We start from the raw sequence: 19,842 nt of genomic DNA on the forward strand, positions 1-19,842 counted from the left end.
AGACTGCGCGCGCTGAGACTGCGCGGCCTGACCGAGCAACGGCAGGAACGCCCCGCTGACGCGCAGCATCGGCGGCTCGGGCTCAGTGAACACGTCCAGCCCTGCACCGCGGGCGGCCCTGCCGTCCTGTCAAGGCTCTCCGCGCTGGTCAGCGGCTCCAGGGCGGTGAGCGCGCTGGTGTGCGTGAAGGGAGTCCTTCCACTTGGTGCGGCCGAGGCAGCTCCCTATCCTGGGGGGATGCGTCACAACCCGGATTACGCCCTCGAGGACCTCGAGGCCATCAAGGACCTGATCACTGCGCACCCCTGGTGCACCTTCGTGGCACACACCCCGGCGGGCCTCGTCGCCTCGCACTACCCGGTGATCCTCGAGGAGCAGGCCGACGACGACGGCGGGCTCGTCCTGCTCAGCCATGTCGGTCGGCCCGATGAGGCCAAGCTCGGGCTGGGTGGTGCTGGCGGGACCGAGCCGAGCGAGCTGCTCGCGATCATCCAAGGGCCGCACGGCTACATCTCACCGAGCTGGTACGGCAGCCGCCCGAATGTGCCCACCTGGAACTTCGCCGCGGCGCACCTCTATGGCGTGCCCGAGGTCCTCTCCGAGACCGAGAACCTCGCCGTGCTGCACCGCCTCGTGGAGCACTTCGAGCGCCCGCTCCCGGACCCGCACCTGCTTGACGCCACGGAGGAGAACAGCGAATACGCCCAGCGGATCGTGCGCGGGACCGTCGGGTTCCGGCTGCGCGTCACCCGCATCGAGGCCAAGGAGAAGATGAGTCAGGACAAGTCCATGGAATCAGTGCGCAACATCATCGATGAGCTGCGCGGCACCGGCCCCTATGCGGACCCGGCGCTGGCAGATCGGATGTCCCGGGTGAATGAGGCGGCACTGAATGAGGCGGCACTGAATGAGGCGCCACTGCGGGAGACCGCTGTGAAGGGAGATGCCCGATGAATCCAACGTCACGGCGTTCTGACTCGCTGATCCTGCGCAACGTCCGGCTCCCCGGTGGGGATGGCGCGCTGACCTCGGGCCCGGTCCTGCACGATGTGCACCTGGTGGATGGGCGGGTGGCATCCCTGGCCCCCGCCGGGCCGGGGGCCCGGCGGGGAGGAGCTGCAGGCGCCGACTCCCTGGACGCCGACGGCCGCTTCCTGATCCCCGGGCTGTGGGACCACCACGTGCACTTCACCCAGTGGGTGATCGCGCGGCGGCGCCTCGACCTCGCCGCGACCACCAGCGCGGCAGAGGTGCTGCAGCTGGTGCGCGGGGCGCTCAGCTCCGACCCGGCGCTCGCGGTGGAAGGTTCGGAACAGGCGGGCTCCGGCGTCGTCGGGTACGGGTTCCGGGATGGGCTCTGGCCCGACCTTCCCTCGCTGAGCAGCCTGGACGAGGCGACCGGTTCGGTGCCGGTGGGCCTGATCAGCGGCGATTTGCACTGCATGTGGCTCAACACCGCGCTGCAGACTCGACTGGGAGTCTCCACGGACGCCAGCGGGCTGCTGCGCGAGGCGGACTCCTTCGCCGTGATGGACCAGCTCCAGGACCCCGCCGCGCTGACCCCCGAGATCTACCGGCAGACCGCTCAGGCGGCGGCGAAGCGTGGGGTGGTGGGGATCGTCGAGTTCGAGAATGCCGACAACATCTCCCAGTGGCCGCTGCGCACCGCGGCCGGAGTGGACTCGTTGCGCGTGGAGGTGTCCGTCTGGCCCGACCGGCTGCAGTCGGCGCTGCTGGCGGGGATCTCCACCGGCGATGCGCTCGATGAGCGTGGACTGGTGACCATGGGGCCGCTGAAGGTGATCTCCGACGGTTCGCTGAACACGCGCACCGCCTGGTGCTGGGACCCCTATCCGGAGGTGGACCTGATGCATCCGCACAGCTGCGGGATGCAGACGGTGCCGATGGATGAGCTGCAGGATGTGATGCGTCAGGCCCGCGACGGGGGGATCGCCGCGGCGATCCACGCGATCGGGGACCGGGCGAACAGCGCCGTGCTCGACGCGTTCGAGGCGCTGGCCATGCCGGGAGTGATCGAACATGCCCAGCTGCTGCGCTGGGAGGACATCCCGCGCTTCGCCCGGCTCGGACTCACCGCCAGCGTGCAGCCCGAACATGCGATGGATGACCGTGACGTGGCCGATGCATATTGGGCCGGGCGCACCGATCGGGCCTTCCCGCTGGACGCGCTCACCCGCGCCGGGGTGCCGCTGCGGCTGGGCTCGGATGCGCCGGTCGCCCCGCTGGACCCGTGGGTGGCCATCGCCGCGGCGGTGAGTCGAAGCCGCGACGGCCGGGACGCGTGGCATCCGGAGCAGCGCCTGGACCCGGCCACCGCGCTCGCGGCAGCCACCCGCGGGGGCACCGCAAAGGGAAGTCACCAGGTCAGCGAGGGAGACGCGGCGGATCTGGTGCTCGTGGAGACCGATCCTCTCGCTGATCCTCAAGCCGTCGGTCTGCGTGAGATGGGCGTCTCCGCGACGCTGCTCGGCGGTCGGCTGACCTACGACGGGATCAGCTGAGCGGCTCGGAGTGAGCGAAGCGCGTCAGTCTCTCCGGGCCTGGTGCGCCAGCAGCGCCGCCAGGCAGTTGCCGCCGTAGAGCACGATGGTGATCATCCCGACCGGGAGATCGGACTCAGGCGCAAGCAGGGCTCCTTCAGGGGCTGCTGGAAACCTGGTCGCGCCAGCTGAGCTCCGCCCGCCTGAGGGCAGTGTCAGCACCGGGCATACCGGTTCCACGCCGCCCATGGGACAATCAGTGCGATGTCATCTTCGAAGAACTCGCGCCCCGAACCGTCCAGCTCCGCGCCCAAGCAGGGGCCGGCCCGCAATGCCTCCGGGGCGCCGAAAACCGCAGCCGGCGGTCCGCCGAGAAGCTCCACGTCGGCTCCGCCCGCAGATGCCGCGCGTCCGCAGATCCGGCCCAAGGCAGAGGGCTGGAAGCAGCCCATGGACGCCGAGGGTCGACCGAAGCTTCAGTTCGCGCAGCCCAAGGTCAAACAGCCGCCCAAGCACCTGGCGGACATGACCCTGGACGAGCGGATCGCCCGGGCCAAGGAGCTGGGCATCTCCGGCTTCCGCGCCAAGCAGCTCTCGGTGCACTACTTCCGGCATTACACCTCGGACCCGGAGCAGATGACCGATCTGCCCGCCGAGACCCGCGAACAGCTGGTCGAGGAGTTCCTGCCCCCGCTGCTCACCGAGGTCCGCCGGCTCAAGACCGACGACGGCGCCACGATCAAGTTCCTCTGGCGGCTCTTCGACGGCGCCATGGTCGAGTCGGTGCTGATGCGCTACCGCAGCCGGATCACGCTGTGCATCTCCTCGCAGTGTGGCTGCGGGATGAACTGCCCCTTCTGCGCCACCGGCCAGAACGGACTGACCCGCAACATGTCTTCGGCTGAGATCGTGGACCAGATCGTCCAGGCCAACCGGGCCATCGCCGCCGGAGAGCTCGACGCGCCGAACGCCGCCGAGATCGCCGACGAAGCCGACCATGCGGCCCTGGGCGAGGAAACCGACTTCGCGGAGTCCGAGGAATCGGCAGCCGCGGGCAAGGGCGCGTCGTCGTCCCCAGGCGTGGGCCCGCAGCGGGTCTCCAACATCGTCTTCATGGGGATGGGCGAGCCGCTGGCGAACTACAAGCGGGTGATGAACGCCGTGCGCCGGATGGTGGATCCCGCGCCGGAGGGCCTCGGGATGAGCGCCCGCGGGATCACCATCTCCACCGTGGGACTGGTCCCGGCGATCCGCAAGCTCGCCGATGAGAACCTGCCGATCACCTTCGCGCTGAGCCTGCACGCCCCCGACGACGAGCTGCGCGACGAGCTCATCCCGGTGAACTCGCGCTGGAAGGCCGATGAGGCCATCGACGCGGCGTACCACTACTACAAGACCACCGGCCGGCGGGTGTCCATCGAGTACGCGCTGATCAAGGACATGAACGATCACCAGTGGCGCGCCGAGCTGCTGGCCGAGAAGCTCAACGCCCGCGGCCGCGGCTGGGTGCACGTGAACCCGATCCCGCTGAACCCCACCCCGGGATCGATCTGGACCTCCTCGGAGCCCGACGTGATGCGAGCCTTCGTGAACCGGCTCGAGTCACTCGGGGTGCCCACCACGCTGCGCGACACCCGCGGCAAGGAGATCGACGGCGCCTGCGGCCAGCTCGCCGCCGCTGAGGACTGACACCTAAGGACTGTCTGCCCATGAACGAGTCCGCACGCCGCCACGACGTCATCGAAGTGATCGGTGCGCGGGAGAACAACCTCAAGGGCTTCAGTCTGCAGATCCCGAAGCGGGCGCTCACGGTCTTCACCGGGGTCTCCGGCTCGGGGAAGTCCTCACTGGTCTTCGGGACCATCGCCGCGGAGTCTCAACGGATGATCAACGAGACCTACAGCGCCTTCCTGCAGGGGTTCATGCCCAGCCTGAACCGGCCAGATGTCGAGGACCTGCAGGGCCTGACCGCGGCGATCGTGGTCAACCAGGAGCGCCTCGGCGCGAACATCCGCTCCACGGTGGGCACCGTGACCGATGTCAGCACACTGCTGCGGATCCTCTTCAGCCGAATCGGGGAGCCGCACATCGGCTCCCCGCAGGCCTTCTCCTTCAACGTGGCAAGCATCAGCGGGGCCGGCGCGGTCAGCTTCGAACGCGGCGGAGAGACCACCAAGGAGCGCCGCGAATTCAGCGTCACCGGCGGCATGTGCCCGCGCTGTGACGGCCGCGGCCAGATCAACGACATCGACGTCGCCCAGCTCATCGATGACACCAGGTCGCTGAACGAGGGCGCCATCACCGTGCCCGGGTACAAGGCCGGCGGATGGTCGGTGCGGTACTACTCCGAGTCCGGCTTCTTCGATTCGGACAAGCCGGTGCGGGACTACACCGAGCAGGAACGTCACGACCTGCTGCACCGCGAGCCCGAGAAGGTCAGCATCGGCGGGATCAACATGACCTACCAGGGCCTGGTGCCGCAGGTGCGCAAGTCCATGCTCGCCAAGGACCGCGACGCGATGCAGCCCCATATCCGGGCCTTCGTGGACCGCGCGGTCACCTTCGTCACCTGCCCCGAATGTGACGGGACCAGGTTGAGCGCGCTCACCCGCTCGGTGACGGTCAGGGGCCGCAACATCGCCGAGGTCTGCGCGATGCAGCTCAGCGACCTCGCCGAGTGGCTGCGCGCACTGGAGGCGCCCGCCGTCGCGCCGCTGCGCGCCTCGCTGCTGGAGACCGTGGAACACTTCATCGACATCGGGCTGGGCTACCTGAGCCTGGATCGCCCCGCCGGCACGCTCTCCGGCGGGGAGGCGCAGCGGGTGAAGATGATCCGCCACCTCGGCTCGGCGCTGACCGACATCACCTATGTCTTCGACGAGCCCACCATCGGGCTGCACCCGCACGACATCGCCCGGATGAACACGATGCTGCTGCGGCTGCGCGACAAGGGCAACACCGTGTTGGTGGTCGAGCACAAGCCCGAGACCATCGAGATCGCCGATCATGTGGTGGACCTGGGCCCTCGGGCAGGGGAGGCCGGCGGTGAGCTCTGCTTCGAGGGCACCGTTGCGGCGCTGCGCGGCAGCGCGACGCTGACCGGCCGGCACCTGGGCTACCGGGCGCAGGTCAAGGACCAGGTCCGTGATTCCAGCGGAGCGCTGGAGATCCGGGGTGCGCGGACCAACAACCTGCGCGACGTCGATGTGGACATCCCCACCGGAGTGCTCACCGTGATCACCGGGGTGGCCGGATCGGGGAAGTCCACGCTGATCGAAGGCAGCCTCGCCGGACGCGAGGGGGTGGCCTTCATCGACCAGGCCGGGATCAAGGGCTCCAGCCGCTCGAACCCCGCCACCTACACGGGGCTCCTGGAGCCCATCCGCAAGGCCTTCGCCAAGGCCAACGGGGTCAAGCCCGCACTGTTCAGTGCGAACTCCGAAGGAGCCTGCCCCACCTGCGGCGGCGCCGGGGTCATCTATACCGAGCTGGGCGTGATGGAGACCGTGGCGAGTCCGTGTGAGGACTGCGAGGGCCGCCGCTTCCGCCGCGAGGTGCTTGCCTACACGCTGGGCGACCTGAACATCAGCCAGGTGCTCAACCTCTCGGTGGATCAGGCGCAAGAGTTCTTCTCCGCCGGAGCAGCCCGGCTGCCCGCCGCCACCAAGATCCTCACCCGACTCTCCGACGTCGGACTCGGCTACCTGCGGCTGGGGCAGCCGCTGAACACCCTCTCCGGAGGCGAGCGGCAGCGGATCAAGCTGGCCACGAAGATGTCCGACCCCGGTGGGGTCTACGTCCTGGACGAGCCCACCACCGGGCTGCACCTGGCCGATGTGGAGAACCTGCTGGGCCTGCTCGATCGGCTCGTGGACTCCGGCACCTCTGTGGTGGTGATCGAACACCACCAGGCGGTGATGGCCCATGCCGACTGGATCATCGATCTGGGTCCCGGCGCCGGCACCGACGGCGGGCGGGTGGTCTTCACCGGCACCCCGGCGCAGCTGATCCATGAGGCTGAGACGCTCACCGCTGAACACCTGGGGCGTTACGTGACCGGGTGAGCCCGAGTCAGGTGAGGAATTTGCAGCTGCTGTGAGGATTGTCCGATCTGGCCGCTGATACACCCATATACTCGTCACCATGACGCAGCTGCGAGTTTCACAGGTCGCCCGCCTTCTGGGAGTCAGCTCCGACACCGTGCGCCGGCTGATCAGCGCAGGGACCCTGAGTGGAGCACCTGACGCAGCCGGACGGACCGCCGTCAGCGGCGAGTCCGTGGCGGCCTACGCGCGGTCTCGTTCCGAGCCCGGCTCTGACGGGTCGCGCGTGTCCGCGAGGAACCGGCTCGAGGGCATCGTCACCGAGGTGAAGACCGACGGGGTGATGGCACAGGTCGAGGTCGCCGCAGGCGCATTCAGGCTGACCTCCCTGATGACCCGCGATGCCGCCGAGGAGATGCGCCTGGCCCCAGGCGTTCCCGCCACCGTCGTGGTCAAGGCCACCAACGCGGTGGTCGAGCTGGGGGAGATCATCGATGAGCGGTAGAGGCCCGAGCGGCAGAAGGCCGCGTCGCCTGCGCGTCGGCGCAGGGGTGGGCGTGATGCTCGCGGTCACGGGCTGCGCGACGCCCGGGTCAGGCAGCTCAGGGCCGGAGACCGATCAGGGCGCTGCCGACGTGCGGGTGCAGGTCGCGGCCGCAGCCGATCTCAAGTACGCCCTCGACGAGGTGATCGATGAGTTCGCTGTCGATCATCCAGAGGTCGAGGTGGCAGTGACCTATGGCTCCTCCGGGAACTTTGCGGCGCAGATCCGCAACGGAGCTCCGTTCGACGTCTACCTCTCCGCAGACATCGAGCTGGCGCAGGATCTCGCCGAGGACGGATTCGGCGACCCGGACTCAGTCTTCGACTACGCCGTGGGCCGCCTGGTCGTCTGGGCGCCGCAGGATTCCCCCGCGGATGTCGAGGCTGGAATCGACGGGCTCGTCGCGGAGGAGGTGCGCACCGTGGCCATCGCGAATCCGGAGCACGCCCCCTACGGCGAGGCCGCCCAGGCCGCGATTCAGACAGCAGGTGCCACCGAGGAGCTGCAGAGCAAGCTCGTGCTCGGGGAGAACATCGCTCAGGCGGCGGAATTCGTGCTGAGCGGCAACGCCGATGCCGGCATCGTCGCCCTGTCACTGGCGCTCTCACCACCGATGACCGGCGCGGGCAGCCATGTCGAGGTTCCGCTGGACTCGTTCCCCACGCTGCGCCAGGGCGGGATGCTGCTCGATGATGCGACTGTGCAGGATGAAGACTTCGTGGCCTTCATCGGTTCCGAGGAGGGTCAGGCGATCCTTGCCGACTATGGGTTCTACCCGCCCTCGGGCGAGGACTGAGCAGGATGGACTGGGCAGCTGTTGAGCTGAGCATCCGTCTCGCCACGCTGACGACGCTGATCCTGCTCGTCCTGGCGGTGCCGCTGGCGGCGTGGCTGGCGTATTCGAGGCAGCGTTGGACCGCGGTCATCGAAGCGGTGGTGGCGCTGCCGCTGGTGCTGCCCCCCACGGTCCTGGGCTTCTACGTGCTGGTCGCGCTGGGGAACCGGTCGCCGATCGGGCGGTGGTGGGTGGAGCTGACCGGATCTCCGCTGGCGTTCTCCTTCAACGGGCTGCTCATCGCCTCGGTGATCTACAGCCTGCCCTTCGCCGTGCAGCCGATGGTGGCCGCCTTCGTGGGCGTGGATCGACGGCTGCTCGAGGCCTCCACCGTCCTGGGGCGCTCCTGGTCCTCGACGATCCTGCGCGTGGTCCTGCCGCTCTCACGCACCGGGATCACGACCGCCGCGGTGCTCACGTTCGCACACACCATCGGCGAGTTCGGCGTGGTGCTCATGGTCGGCGGCAACATCCCCGGTGAGACCCGGACCATCGCGATCTCCATCTATGACAGCGTCCAGGCCTTCGACTACGACACCGCGGCCACCACGAGCCTGTGGCTGCTGCTGTTCTCCGTCGTCGTCCTCGGGCTGACCTATGGGCTCAACAGCAGGGGGAGGACCATATGGCCGAGGATCTGAACGTGCGGATACGTCACCAGGTCCTAGATGTGGACCTGACCCTCCCGCTGGACGCGTGCGCACCGATCACCGGGGTGTTCGGACCTTCCGGGGCCGGCAAGACGACGCTCCTGCGCTGCATCGCCGGACTCGCCCACCCCGGAGCCGGCTCACGGGTCGCCCTGGGGGGAGAGGTCTGGCAGGGGGAACGACGCGCAGTTCCCGTCCGACGACGCGGGATCGGCTACCTGTTCCAGGACCATGCGCTGTTCCCGCACCTCTCCGTCGCCGCGAACGTGGCCTATGGGATCCCGAAGATGCCACGGTCGCTGCGCGAGGAGCGGGTCCGAACGGCTCTGCAGAACGCGCGAGCCGGTCATCTCCTCGACCGGGACACCACGAGCCTCTCCGGCGGGGAGGCGCAGCGCGTGGCTCTGGCCCGCGCGCTGGCGTCCGCTCCGAAGCTGCTGCTCCTCGATGAGCCTTTCAGCGCGCTGGACGCCCCCACCCGCGACCAGCTGCGCGGAGAGCTGCGCGAGATCCTCCTCGCCACCGGCACCCCTGCGCTGCTGGTCACCCATGACCGCTCCGAGGCCTGGGCGCTGGCGGATCGAGTGCTCAGCCTCGCCGACGGCGGGGTCCAGCAGATCGGCTCCGTCGAGGAGGTCTTCAACCGTCCGAGCACGACCTCAGCCGCTCGGGCAGTGGGTGTGGAGAACATCATCCGCGGGGAGATCACCCGACGCAGCGGCGAGAACATCGAAGTCCGGGCGGGAGAGCTGGTGCTGGTCACCCGCAACCCGGAGGGGCTCGAGGTGGGGCAGTCTGCGGCGGTATGCGTTCGCGCGGAGAACATCTCCCTCACCGCAGAGGCACCCGCATCGGCGAAGGCCCCGAACCGCTTCACCGCGCAGGTGGCCGAGATCAGGGAGCGCGGATCCCTGCACCAGATCCGTCTGCAGACCGACCCGGTGATCACCGCCTATGCGCTGGGATCTGGCTCACGCAGCGCGATGCGGCCGGGTGCGCGGGTGAGCGTCGAGGTGCCGATCGAGCATTGCCACACGATCCGAACTGTTCACACGGAGCGAGTCGATAGGCTGGAGCGATGATGCCCTCGCAGAGATCACAGGTGCCCGGATTCGAGGTGATGAGCATCCTGGCCCGGATCGATGCGATGCGCGCCGCCGGTCGGGATGTCGTCTCGCTGACCGCGGGGGAGCCCGGCTCCGGCGCCCCGCCGACGGTCAACCAGGCGGCCGCGGAGATCCACGCCGGCAACACCGTGCTGAACTACACCGCAGCGATGGGGATCGCCCCGCTGCGCGCGGCGATCGCGGATCACTATGCCCGCTGGTACGGGGTCACCGTGCCGCCGGCGCGGATCGCGATCACCACCGGCTCCTCGGGGGCCTTCATGCTGAGCTTCCTGGCGGCCTTCGACCCGGGTGACCGGGTCGCGCTGGCCCGGCCGGGGTATCCCGCCTACCGCAACATCCTCAGCGCGCTCGGCATCGAAGTGGTGGATCTGGACTGCGGGCCGCAGGAGCGCTTCCAGCCGACCGTCGCCCAGCTCAAGGAACAGCTCGACGCCGGCAACAGCCTGGCCGGCCTGATCCTCGCGTCCCCGGCGAACCCGACGGGCACCATGATCGAACGTGAGCAGCTGAGCGAGCTCTCCGACTGGTGCGCCGACCATGGGGTCCAGCTCATCAGCGACGAGATCTACCACGGCATCAGCTACGGCGCCGAGACCGTGAGCGCCACCGAGATGGGGGAGGAGGCCGTGGTGATCTCCTCGTTCTCCAAGTACTGGGGGATGCCCGGCTGGAGGCTCGGTTGGATGGTGCTGCCCGAACATCTGGTGGACCCGGTCTCCAGACTCGCCGGAAACGTGGCGCTGTGTCCGCCGCACGCCACCCAGCTCGCAGCCGTGCAGGCCTTCACCCCCGAATCGCTGGACTTCGCCGCATCCCAGGTCAGCGGCTACGCAGCGGCACGCGAGCGGGTGCTGGGACTCATTCCGCAGCTCGGCTGGGGTGAGGTCGCGCCGGCAGACGGCGCCTTCTACGTCTACGCCCATCTGGGCGAGCAGCTCGAGCGGTTCGGGGACTCCCCGACCTACTGCGCGGAGCTGCTGGAAGGCGCCGGCGTCGCCGTCGTGCCGGGCACCGACTTCGATCCGGTGGCAGGGCATCACTGGGTCCGGCTCAGCCTGGCCCCCGGGGAGCAGGCTGTGGCAGAGGGGCTGCGCCGGATACTGGCGTTCCAGGAGGAGCAGACGGAGCAGACCGGATCAGTCTGACCACGATCACTCCACGCTGAACTCGATCCGGTGCTGCCCGGTCGCGGCGTTCGGGATCGGGTCGCGCCGCTCATCGGTCTGGGTCTCCCCGGCGGCGTTGATCGCGCGCACGGTCACCGAGTGCCGGCCGGAGTCGACGTCGGCGAAGGCATGTCGCCACTGCCGCCAGGTGTCGATGCTGACCTCGTCGCCCAGCTCCACGGCCTCCCAGTCGCCGTCGTCCAGGCGGACCTCGACGGCTTCGATGCCCTCATGCTGGGCCCAGGCGCTGCCGGCGACGACGAGCTCCTCCCCGCTGGCCACCCGGGCCAGCGGCCGAGGCACATCGATGCGTGAGGCGACCAGTATCGGTCCCTCGGCGTCCCAGCCGCGGTCGGTCCAGTAGGCGGTCTCGGCGTCGAAGCGGGTGACCTCCAGCTCGGTGACCCACTTGGTCGCCGAGACATAGCCGTAGAGGCCCGGGACGACCATTCGAGCCGGGTAGCCGTGCTGTGCCGGCAGCGGCTCGCCGTTCATGCCCACCGCGAGCAGGCAGGCGCGGTCCTCGTCGGTGAGCACCTCCAGCGGGGTCGACGCCGTCCAGCCGTCGATCGAGCGGGAGAGCACCATGTCAGCCTCGCTCAGCGGGCGGGCCCGGGCGAGCAGCTCGCGGATCGGGTAGCCCAGCCAGGTGGCGTTGCCGAGCAGATCTCCGCCGACCGGGTTCGAGACGCAGGCCAGCGTGATGTGGTGCTCCTGCAGCGGCAGGTCGAGCAGCTCGTCCATGTCGATGGTGACCTCCTCCTCGACCAGGCCATGGATCCGCAGCGTCCAGTCCTGCGGGGCGAGCTCCGGCACCACAAGCGCGGTGTCGATCCGGTAGAAGTCGTTGTTCGGGGTGATGAACGCAGGAACCCCGTCCACGCCGACGCTGGCGCCGGCGGGGATAGCGGCAGCGCGCACCGCGGGGGAGGGGAGGACCAGCCGCGCCGCCGCCGACCCGGCCTCGCGACCGAGCGCGTTGACGGAGCGTCCGAAGGTGATCGAGCCCGCGGCGATGGCGGTGCCGGCGGCGGCCAGGCCCAGGAAACGACGCCGTGAATGGGCGCGCTCGTCCTCGGTGCTGGGGCGGGTGGCAGCGGCGCCCCGGGTATCTGCCGGCCGGTCGAGCGGAGCCGATCCGGCCCGATCCGCCTGAGCAGCCTCGGCGGCCCGGGTGAGCCCGGTGGCGGCGCCGCTGAGCAGCAGCAGGCTGAGGATCCCGAGCCCGGCGCCGACCAGCGTGGGCAGCGCATCGAGCGGGGAGCTCTCCGGGCGCAGCAGCACCACGATCAGCAGGAGCACCGCGACGGCGGAGAACAGGCCCACGGCCAGGCGCAGACTGCGTCGGGCCAGGGCCCCGATCAAGGCCGCCAGGATCATCCCGACGACGCCCATGCTCAGGTAGAGCACCAACTTGTTGTTGCTGCCGAAGTAGGAGATCGCAAAGTCCTGCAGCCAGCTGGGGGAGAGCGTGATGATCGTGGAGCCCAGCGAGACCAGCGGCGAGGAGGCGGGTCCGAAGAGCTGGGAGACCAGATCTGCCACGCCGAGGAAGATCGCGGCTGCGAGGACTCCGGCGATCAGATGGGGGATCAGACGGCGCCGTCGTCTCGCCGGCCGGGAGGATCCGCGGCCGGCGGTTCCGGGGGTCTCGTGCACTGTCTCAGTCATATCTTCAGTTCGGAGCCGAGCCGCGGTTGGATGGGTGGACGGTGATCTCTGCAGGACCTGGGTCAGAGATCCGCGAGCACCACCGGATCGCTGGTCGGCTCTTCAGAGCCGCCCGCGGGCTCCACGGTGACTCCGAAGATCATGTCCTCATCCATCGCGAGGTCGGTCAGCAGCTCGGTGCTGGTGCCGGTCATCAGGCCGGCGCTGTGCGGGCCCTCCTCGTCGATCAGCCATAGCTGCATGGTCTGATCCGCGGGGAGCTCGGGCATGTCGTGCGGGGTCAGATGCAGCATCTGCTCGGAGACCGAGTAGGCCAGCGTGACGCGCCCGCCGCCGGTCGCCTCGGCCTCGGTGAATGCCAGGTCCGAGGCGCTGAGCAGCCGCTGGGTGCGCTCGCGCTCAGCCTCGGCGACGGTCAGCGACTCCTGGATCTGGGTGGTGTCGTGCTGCTGGTTGATCAGCGCGCCGGCAAGCACCGCGGAGAGCAGCAGCAGCGTGGAGGCCGCTAGGGCGAAGAGCATGGTGGTCGGACGTCGAGTCTTTTCTGGGCCTGGGCCTGGGCCTGGGCCTGCGCTGGTGACGGGGGCCGAGGCCCCAGCCGCGGTGGGTGCAACAGGTTCCGCAGCGTGCTCAGGTGCAATCCGCTCCGGCGCAGCCTGCTGGTGTAGCCGGGGGATGCTGAGGATCGCCGCCTCCGTCTCGGCGCTGGGGGCGACGGCATCGTCGGACCCGGCCAGCAGCCCCAGCGTCTCGCAGAAGGACTGGACCTCTTCGGCGAAGTCGGGATCAGCGGCTTCGAGGTCGAGGGCCTCGATCATCTCGGCGTCGGCCAGGGTCCCGAGGGCAAGGCCGGCTGCCAGGTATTCGCGATCGGCGTTCATCCGGCACCTCCTAGCTGAGCCCTGAGTCTTCGCATGCCGTCTCGTATTCTAGATTTCACTGTCCCGAGGGGGACATCGAGTCGCTGTGCGATCTCGGAATGGGAAAGTTCCTGGTAGTAGGCCATCGCGATGGCGGTGGCCTGCTCTTCGGGAAGCGTCTGCAGCGCTGTCTGCGCGCGGGCCGCCTCCACCTGAGTGAGGACTGAGTCCTGGACGTCGGGCTCATGTGCATGAGCCTCCTTCACCCCCTGGGTGAAGTCTCTGTTCTGCTGGGCCTGCACCGCTCTGACCCGGTCGATCGCTCGGCGCCGACACATGGTGGTCAGCCAGGCGCGTCCGCTTCCAGCCTGGACGCGGTAGCTGTGGCAGTTGACCCAGACCTCGGTGAAGATCTCTTGGAGAACCTCCTCCGCCAGTGATCTGTTCCGCAGCACCCGCAGCGCGGTGGCCAGCAGGATCGAGCTCTGTTCGCGGTAGAGCTGCTCGAAGGCCAGCTCATCACCCTGCTGGATCTTCAGCAGCAGGGTGCCGCACGGGTCTGCGGGAGCACGCACGGGAAGCTGCGCGCGCCCCGCGGCTGACCCGGTACTTCCCGTCTCGTGCATTCCAACAGGATGCCACACCCCGAGGGGTGATTCCTGCACCGACCGACTCCTGCCGATATGCGACGGGAACCGACGAAGGCGGCGCCCCGCACCCCAACAGATGGGTGGGTGCCGAGCGCCGCCTTGGTCGTTCTTCAACTGCTGCGGAAGGGTCAGCGGTGACCGTTCCCGCCGAGGATCACTCCTCCTCGGCTGCTGCCGGCATCAGGACGGCGTCGACCATGTAGACGGTGGCGTTGGAGGTCATCACGCCGCCACAGACGAGGCCGGCGTCGTCGAAGGTGAGGTCGTCGCCCTCGCCCTCGATGGTCACGGTCGCGCCGTTGACGGTCTCGTGCTCACCGGCGATCTCATCGGGAGACATCTGGCCGGGGATGACGTGGTAGGTCAGCACCTCGGTCAGCATGTCAGCGTCCTCGACCACTGCGTTGAGGTCTTCCTCGGGGATCTCGCCGAAGGCGTCATCGGTGGGGGCGATCACGGTGAACTCGTCACCGTTGAGCGTGTCGACCAGGTCGACATCGGGGTTCAGCTCGCCGGAGACTGCCGCGGTCAGCGTGGTCAGCATCGGGTTGTTCGAGGCTGCGGTGGCCACTGGATCCTGTGCCATGCCGCCGACGGAGCCGTCACCCTCGGGGACTTCCTCGGCGTAGGCCTCACAGGAGGCGCCGACCAGGTTCGCCGCGGGATCTGATTCGTCCATGGACTCTTCGTCATCCATCGACTCTTCCTCGTCCATGGACTCGGTCTCTTCGTCGGTGGCCTCGGTCTCGGTGCCCTCGGTCTCCTCGGTCATCTCCTGGTCGGTCTCTGCCGCCGGCTCCTCGGCGTTGTCGCCGCAGGCGCTGAGGCCCAGCAGGGCCACCATGCCGATTCCGAGCAGGGAAGTGGTTTTGCGCATCTCGGTCTTCATGACTGAATCTCCTGTTGGTCGCACGTTGGTCTGATTCACAGCCACTGATCGTGGTGTCGACCAGGCCATGTACGCAGAGTTCGGAACCAGAGCAGGATCGGATGGTGAAAATCTGAAAAACCTTTCCAGCCCCACCCGGACCGGGTCAGTCGTTGGCGCTCGCCTGCTCGGCATCGGCGAGGATCCGGGCCGCCATCTTCTTGAAGATGATGGCGTGGAACGGGGTGACCCCGAGCCAGTAGGCGCGTCCGGCGAGGCCGCGGGGGAAGAAGATCGCGCGCTGCCGGTAGCGGGAGCCGGTTCCCTCCGGCTCCACCGTGAATTCCAGCCACGCCTGGCCGGGCACCTTCATCTCGGCACGAAGGCGCAGCAGCCGACCGCGCTGAAGCTCCTCGACCCGCCACCAGTCCAGGGTGTCGCCCAGCGCGAGCTCGCCGCGGCTGCGCCGCCCCCGTCCCATCCCGACGCCGCCGACCAGCTTGTCGGCCAGTCCGCGCAGCGCCCAGGCGCGGGAGAGCGAGAAGTAGCCGGTCTCCCCGCCGATGCCTTCGATGACGGCGAAGACCGCTTCGGGGGAGGCGGTCGAGAGCCGCTCGCGCTCATCGACCAGCACCGAGCGTCCGGTCCATTCCGGGTCCGAGGGCAGTGACTCCGAGGGCACGTCCAGCGGATGGGCGGCGGCCCAGGTGGTCTCCACCCGGTCGGCGGAGATCTTGTCCAGGGCGAGCCGCACCGAGGTCTCGTAGTCGGTGAGTCCCCCTTCGGGGGGTTCGATGATGTCATTGATGATCTGGTCCTTGACCACGCAGTCATGCTGGAGCGATTCCACCAGCGGGATCGCCAGGGTGCGCGGAATCGGGGTGACCAGATTGACCCACTGGGCGGCGAGCCAGGGGGTGAGCACCGGCAGCGCGATCACGTGGGGCTCGTTGAGCCCGGCGGTGCGGGCGTAGATCTTCATCAGCTGCGCGTAGGTGTGCACATCGGGCCCGCCGATGTCGGCGCGGACGCTGGAGCTCAGCTCGATGTCCATGGCGCGGGTCAGGTAGTGCAGCGCATCGCGCACCGCGATGGGCTGGATCTGGTTCAGCACCCATTTCGGGGCGGGCATGACCGGCAGCACGTCGGTGAGGTGGCGGATCATCTCGAAGCTGGCGGAGCCGGAGCCGATCACCAGTCCGGCCTGCAGGGTCAGCGTGGGGACGCCGCTGGACTCCAGCACCTCGCCCACGTGGACTCGGGAGCGCAGGTGCGCGCTGAGCTCACCTGCGCTGGTGTCGGGGTGGAGGCCGGCGAGGTAGACGATATGGTCGACGTCCGCTTCCTTCGCCGCGGTCCCCAGGACCTCGGCGCACCGCTCGTCGAGCTCTTCGAAGCTGCGGTCAGAGGTCATCGAATGGACCAGGTAGTAGGCGGTGTCAGCACCCTCGCAGAGGTCTCGGGCGGCCTCGGGGTCGGTGAGGTCCCCTTCTACGACGGTGACCTCGTCACGCCAGGGGACATCGCGCAGCGCCTCTGCCCGGCGCGTGAGCACCCGCACCTTGTGTCCTGCGCGGAGCAGCTGGGGCACCAGCCGCCCTCCGATATATCCAGTCGCTCCGGTCACCGCTGCTGTTGCCATCTGGCCCACGTCCTCGCTCGAAGATCTCCGCGGCTTCAACAGCGTGCAAGGCCGTGCCGCGGCACGTTGCGGTCAATCTAACACCGTCATCTGCGCGGACTCTGAGTAAGTCATACCGAGTCAGCTTCTGGTCATGGTCACGTCTTATCCGCGCGGCGACTGTGACGTGTCCCGCACGCGGGCGGCTTCTGTAGTTATGCTCGATCCATGACTTCAGGCTCGTCCTCGACAGAGGAACACGTAGTTCTCCTTTCGGAGGCCGGAGCGCCCGTGGGCTCCGCCCCCAAGGCCACGGTGCACACCGCTGACACCCCGCTGCATCTCGGGTTCTCCTGCTATCTCTTCGACGCCGCGGGCCAGCTGCTGCTCACCCGTCGGGCGCTGTCCAAGACCACCTGGCCGGGAGTGTGGACCAACAGCTTCTGCGGACACCCCGGCCTGGAGGAGGAGCTCACCGACGCCGTGCGCCGGCGGGCCCACGAGGAGCTCGGTGCGGAGCTGACCGAGATCCGCGCCGCGCTGCCGGAGTTCAGGTATCGCGCGGTGGACGCCAGCGGCGTCGTCGAGAACGAGATCTGCCCGGTCTTCACCGCGGTGCTGACCTCGGAGCTGGCGCCGGTGGATGACGAGGTCAGTGAGTGGCAGTTCTGCGAGCTGGACGCCGTGAAGCGCGCCGTGGCCGATGCGCCCTTCGCGTTCAGCCCCTGGATGGTCGAGCAGCTCGCCGCCCTGGAACATCTTGCCTCGTTCAAGCAGCCCGGCCGAGGTGCCACCGCGTGAGCGCCCCCGCTGATCCGGCAGAACACTTCACCTCCACCGCGCGTGCCGCCGCGGACCGGGTGATCTCCTCCTACTCCACCTCATTCGGGCTGGCCACCCGGCTTCTGGGTCCGCGTCACCGCAGCCACGTGCGCAGCATCTACGCCCTGGTCCGGGTCGCCGATGAGGTGGTCGACGGTGCCGCCAGCGCGGCCGGACTGGATCCGGCGCAGAAGGCCGAGGCGTTGGAGCACTATGCCGAGGAGACCCGACGCGCTCTGGCCCGCGGGTACAGCACCGATCTGGTGGTGCACGCCTTCGCCCGCACCGCCATCGAGGCGCAGATCGGGCTGGACCTGATCGATCCCTTCTTCGACTCGATGCGCGCGGATCTGGAACCGGCCTCCTATGGCGCCGCCGAGCACGCGAGCTATGTCTACGGCTCCGCCGAGGTGATCGGGCTGATGTGTCTGCAGGTGTTCCTGCGCGAAGTCCAGCGCACGCCCGCCGAACGCGAGATCCTCATCAACGGGGCGCGTGCGCTGGGGGCGGCGTTCCAGAACATCAACTTTCTGCGCGACCTCGCCGAAGACACTGCGGAGCTCGGGCGCGACTACCTGGACGGCGGCGCGGGTCTCACCGAGGCCCAGCGCCAGGCGTGGGTGGACACGATCCGAGGCCAGCTCGCCGAGGCCCGGGCCGCGATGCCGCTGCTCCCGCGCGATGCGCGCACCGCGGTGCGCAGCGCCTGTGCACTCTTCGAGGCGCTGCTCGAGAAGATCGCGGTGACACCGGTGGAGGAGCTCTACCATTCAAGGGTCCGGGTCTCGAATGCCTGCAAAGCAGGGCTGGCCGCCCGGTCCGCCCTGACCACACGACTGGAGACCCACTGATGCCTCGCACCATTGTGATCGGCGCCGGAGTCGCCGGACTCGCCAGCGCCGCGCTGCTGGCCCGTGAAGGCCATGACGTCCTGGTCCTGGAGAAGGGCACCCGCACCGGCGGTCGGGCCGGGATGCTGGCCGAGGACGGCTTCCAGTTCGACACCGGCCCCTCCTGGTACCTGATGCCCTCGGTCTTCGAGCACTTCTACAACCTGATGGGCACGACGTCGGCGGAGCAGCTCACGCTGGTGGACCTGGACCCCGCCTACCGGGTCTACTCCGAGCCCGAACCCGGCCAGCCGCCGTCGGCTCCGGTGGACCTGCCCAAGGGTGCGGAGCGGGTCCGGGCGCTCTTCGAGGAGCTCGAACCAGGCAGCGGGCCGGCGCTGGACAAGTACATCGCGTCGGCCAAGCGCACCACCGAGATCGCCGAGCGGCGCTTCCTCTACAACCCTTTCAAGCGGCTGGACAACCTGGCAGTCCCCGAGGTGCTCAAGTCCGCCCCGGAGCTCGCGCGGCTGTTGCTGACCTCGCTGGAGCGCTTCGTGCAGCGTCGGTTCAAGCATCCGGTGCTGCGCCAGATCCTCGGCTACCCGGCGGTATTCCTGGGCACCCGGCCGCAGGACGCGCCCGCCATGTACCACCTGATGAGCGCCCTGGACCTCGACGACGGCGTGCGGTACCCGCTCGGCGGATTCTGGGAGGTCATCGCGAGCTTCCGGCGCCTCGCAGAAGGAGCTGGGGCCGAGATCACCACCGGCGCAGAGGTCCTCGAGATCCTCACCGAATCCGCACCTGGTTCCAGGTTCCGGACCGGCCCGCGCCGCACCGCCACCGGCGTCCGCTGGCGCGACGAGCAGGGCACGGTGCACACCGAGCGCGCCGATCACGTGGTCTCCGCGGCGGATCTGCACCACACCGAGACCGCCCTGCTCTCTGCCCAGGACCGCAGCTACCCCGAGGCCTGGTGGGACAAGGTCACTTCCGGCCCCGGTGCGGTGCTGGTGATGCTCGGGGTGCGCGGGAAGCTCCCAGAGCTCGCCCACCACTCGCTGTTCTTCACCCGGGACTGGACCGCGAACTTCGAGTCCATCTTCGGAGCGAGCCCCTCCATCCCGACGCCAGCCTCCTCCTACGTCTGCCGGGCCAGCGCGAGCGAACCGGGACTGGCGCCGGAGGATCACGAGAACCTCTTCGTGCTGATCCCGGTCCCGGCTGACGTCTCCCTGGGCGCAGGCGGCCGCGACGGCGCCGGGGACCCAGCCGTGGAGCAGATCGCGCAGGCGGCCATCGAGCAGATCGGCGGCTGGGCCGGGATCGAGGACTTCGAGGACCGGATCGTGCTGCGTGAGACCGTCGGCCCCGCGGACTTCGCGGCGGACTACAACTCCTGGCGCGGCTCGGTGCTGGGCCAGGCGCACACGCTGCGGCAGTCCGCGATGTTCCGCCCGCAGAACGTCTCGCCCAAGGTGAGCGGGCTCTACTACGCCGGGGGCACCGTGGCGCCGGGAATCGGCGTGCCGATGTGTCTGATCAGCGCGGAGCTGGTGCTCAAGCACCTGCGCCGCGACTACAGCGCCGGACCGCTGAGTCCCGAATCGCTGCGTCCTGCGCGTGCAGGTGCGGCAGGCTGATCACG

The 19,842-nt window shown here is 68.9% G+C and carries 18 protein-coding genes; 12 read left to right on the top strand and 6 right to left on the bottom strand.

Going from position 1 to position 19,842, the window contains the following annotated elements; genetic code table 11:
* Positions 1–237: 237 nt before the first annotated feature.
* Positions 238–954, top strand: coding sequence for an FMN-binding negative transcriptional regulator (locus tag LSI54_RS00640; RefSeq protein ID WP_241477524.1), 717 nt, complete (start codon positions 238–240; stop codon positions 952–954).
* A complete protein-coding gene (locus LSI54_RS00645; protein ID WP_241463686.1) occupies positions 951–2,522 on the top strand; it encodes an amidohydrolase in 1,572 nt (523 codons plus the stop codon). The genes LSI54_RS00640 and LSI54_RS00645 overlap by 4 nt, the downstream gene beginning before the upstream one ends.
* Positions 2,523–2,546: 24 nt before the next feature.
* Here LSI54_RS00645 and LSI54_RS00650 read toward each other — a convergent pair whose 3' ends face one another.
* Complete coding sequence (locus tag LSI54_RS00650) at positions 2,547–2,741, bottom strand: hypothetical protein (protein WP_241477525.1); 195 nt, start codon at positions 2,739–2,741, stop codon at positions 2,547–2,549.
* 24 nt (positions 2,742–2,765) lie between these two features.
* Here LSI54_RS00650 and rlmN point away from each other — a divergent pair, with 24 nt between their 5' ends.
* From rlmN to LSI54_RS00685, 7 genes are all read left to right on the top strand, one after another.
* On the top strand, positions 2,766–4,190 hold the full coding sequence (gene rlmN / locus LSI54_RS00655; protein WP_446740403.1) for a 23S rRNA (adenine(2503)-C(2))-methyltransferase RlmN: 1,425 nt from the start codon (positions 2,766–2,768) through the stop codon (positions 4,188–4,190).
* Between the two features lie 20 nt (positions 4,191–4,210).
* Positions 4,211–6,565: an ATP-binding cassette domain-containing protein gene (locus LSI54_RS00660; RefSeq protein ID WP_241477526.1), complete on the top strand. Its 2,355-nt coding sequence runs from the start codon at positions 4,211–4,213 to the stop codon at positions 6,563–6,565.
* Positions 6,566–6,644: 79 nt separating this feature from the next.
* Complete coding sequence (locus LSI54_RS00665) at positions 6,645–7,049, top strand: TOBE domain-containing protein (RefSeq protein ID WP_241463689.1); 405 nt, start codon at positions 6,645–6,647, stop codon at positions 7,047–7,049.
* Entirely contained in the window at positions 7,039–7,884 is an 846-nt protein-coding gene (gene modA / locus LSI54_RS00670) for a molybdate ABC transporter substrate-binding protein (RefSeq protein WP_241477527.1), read from the top strand. Before LSI54_RS00665 ends, modA begins: the two co-directional genes overlap by 11 nt.
* 5 nt (positions 7,885–7,889) lie before the next feature.
* Positions 7,890–8,564, top strand: coding sequence for a molybdate ABC transporter permease subunit (gene modB, locus LSI54_RS00675; protein ID WP_241463691.1), 675 nt, complete (start codon positions 7,890–7,892; stop codon positions 8,562–8,564).
* Positions 8,549–9,655, top strand: a complete 1,107-nt coding sequence (locus tag LSI54_RS00680) for an ABC transporter ATP-binding protein (protein WP_241463692.1) — start codon at positions 8,549–8,551, stop codon at positions 9,653–9,655. The genes modB and LSI54_RS00680 overlap by 16 nt, the downstream gene beginning before the upstream one ends.
* The gene (locus LSI54_RS00685) at positions 9,652–10,848 is read left to right on the top strand and encodes a pyridoxal phosphate-dependent aminotransferase (protein ID WP_241477528.1); all 1,197 of its coding nucleotides are present in this window, start codon (positions 9,652–9,654) and stop codon (positions 10,846–10,848) included. Before LSI54_RS00680 ends, LSI54_RS00685 begins: the two co-directional genes overlap by 4 nt.
* A gap of 6 nt (positions 10,849–10,854) precedes the next feature.
* On the opposite strand, the gene LSI54_RS00690 is transcribed toward LSI54_RS00685, so the two are convergent.
* The 5 genes from LSI54_RS00690 to LSI54_RS00710 all read right to left on the bottom strand — a co-directional run bounded on the left by LSI54_RS00690 (position 10,855) and on the right by LSI54_RS00710 (position 16,560).
* Positions 10,855–12,540 (bottom strand): molybdopterin-dependent oxidoreductase, encoded by a 1,686-nt coding sequence (locus LSI54_RS00690; RefSeq protein ID WP_241477529.1) that lies wholly within the window; start codon positions 12,538–12,540, stop codon positions 10,855–10,857.
* Between the two features lie 62 nt (positions 12,541–12,602).
* Positions 12,603–13,421: an anti-sigma factor gene (locus LSI54_RS00695; RefSeq protein ID WP_241477530.1), complete on the bottom strand. Its 819-nt coding sequence runs from the start codon at positions 13,419–13,421 to the stop codon at positions 12,603–12,605.
* Positions 13,418–13,975 (bottom strand): sigma-70 family RNA polymerase sigma factor, encoded by a 558-nt coding sequence (locus LSI54_RS00700; protein ID WP_241463696.1) that lies wholly within the window; start codon positions 13,973–13,975, stop codon positions 13,418–13,420. The genes LSI54_RS00695 and LSI54_RS00700 overlap by 4 nt, the downstream gene beginning before the upstream one ends.
* Before the next feature lie 229 nt (positions 13,976–14,204).
* Entirely contained in the window at positions 14,205–14,939 is a 735-nt protein-coding gene (locus LSI54_RS00705) for a fasciclin domain-containing protein (protein ID WP_370642674.1), read from the bottom strand.
* Between the two features lie 145 nt (positions 14,940–15,084).
* A complete protein-coding gene (locus LSI54_RS00710; RefSeq protein WP_241477531.1) occupies positions 15,085–16,560 on the bottom strand; it encodes an SDR family oxidoreductase in 1,476 nt (491 codons plus the stop codon).
* A 207-nt stretch (positions 16,561–16,767) separates the two neighbouring features.
* Here LSI54_RS00710 and idi point away from each other — a divergent pair, with 207 nt between their 5' ends.
* From idi to crtI, 3 genes are read left to right on the top strand one after another with little or no spacing between them, the layout of a single operon-like run.
* Positions 16,768–17,340 (top strand): isopentenyl-diphosphate Delta-isomerase, encoded by a 573-nt coding sequence (idi, locus tag LSI54_RS00715; protein ID WP_241463699.1) that lies wholly within the window; start codon positions 16,768–16,770, stop codon positions 17,338–17,340.
* A complete protein-coding gene (locus LSI54_RS00720) occupies positions 17,337–18,212 on the top strand; it encodes a phytoene/squalene synthase family protein (RefSeq protein WP_241475766.1) in 876 nt (291 codons plus the stop codon). Before idi ends, LSI54_RS00720 begins: the two co-directional genes overlap by 4 nt.
* The gene (gene crtI / locus LSI54_RS00725; RefSeq protein ID WP_241477532.1) at positions 18,212–19,837 is read left to right on the top strand and encodes a phytoene desaturase family protein; all 1,626 of its coding nucleotides are present in this window, start codon (positions 18,212–18,214) and stop codon (positions 19,835–19,837) included. Before LSI54_RS00720 ends, crtI begins: the two co-directional genes overlap by 1 nt.
* Positions 19,838–19,842 lie beyond the last annotated feature (5 nt).

It is taken from the genome of Nesterenkonia sp. AY15 (assembly GCF_022565855.1).
In the GTDB taxonomy this organism is placed as follows: domain Bacteria; phylum Actinomycetota; class Actinomycetes; order Actinomycetales; family Micrococcaceae; genus Nesterenkonia.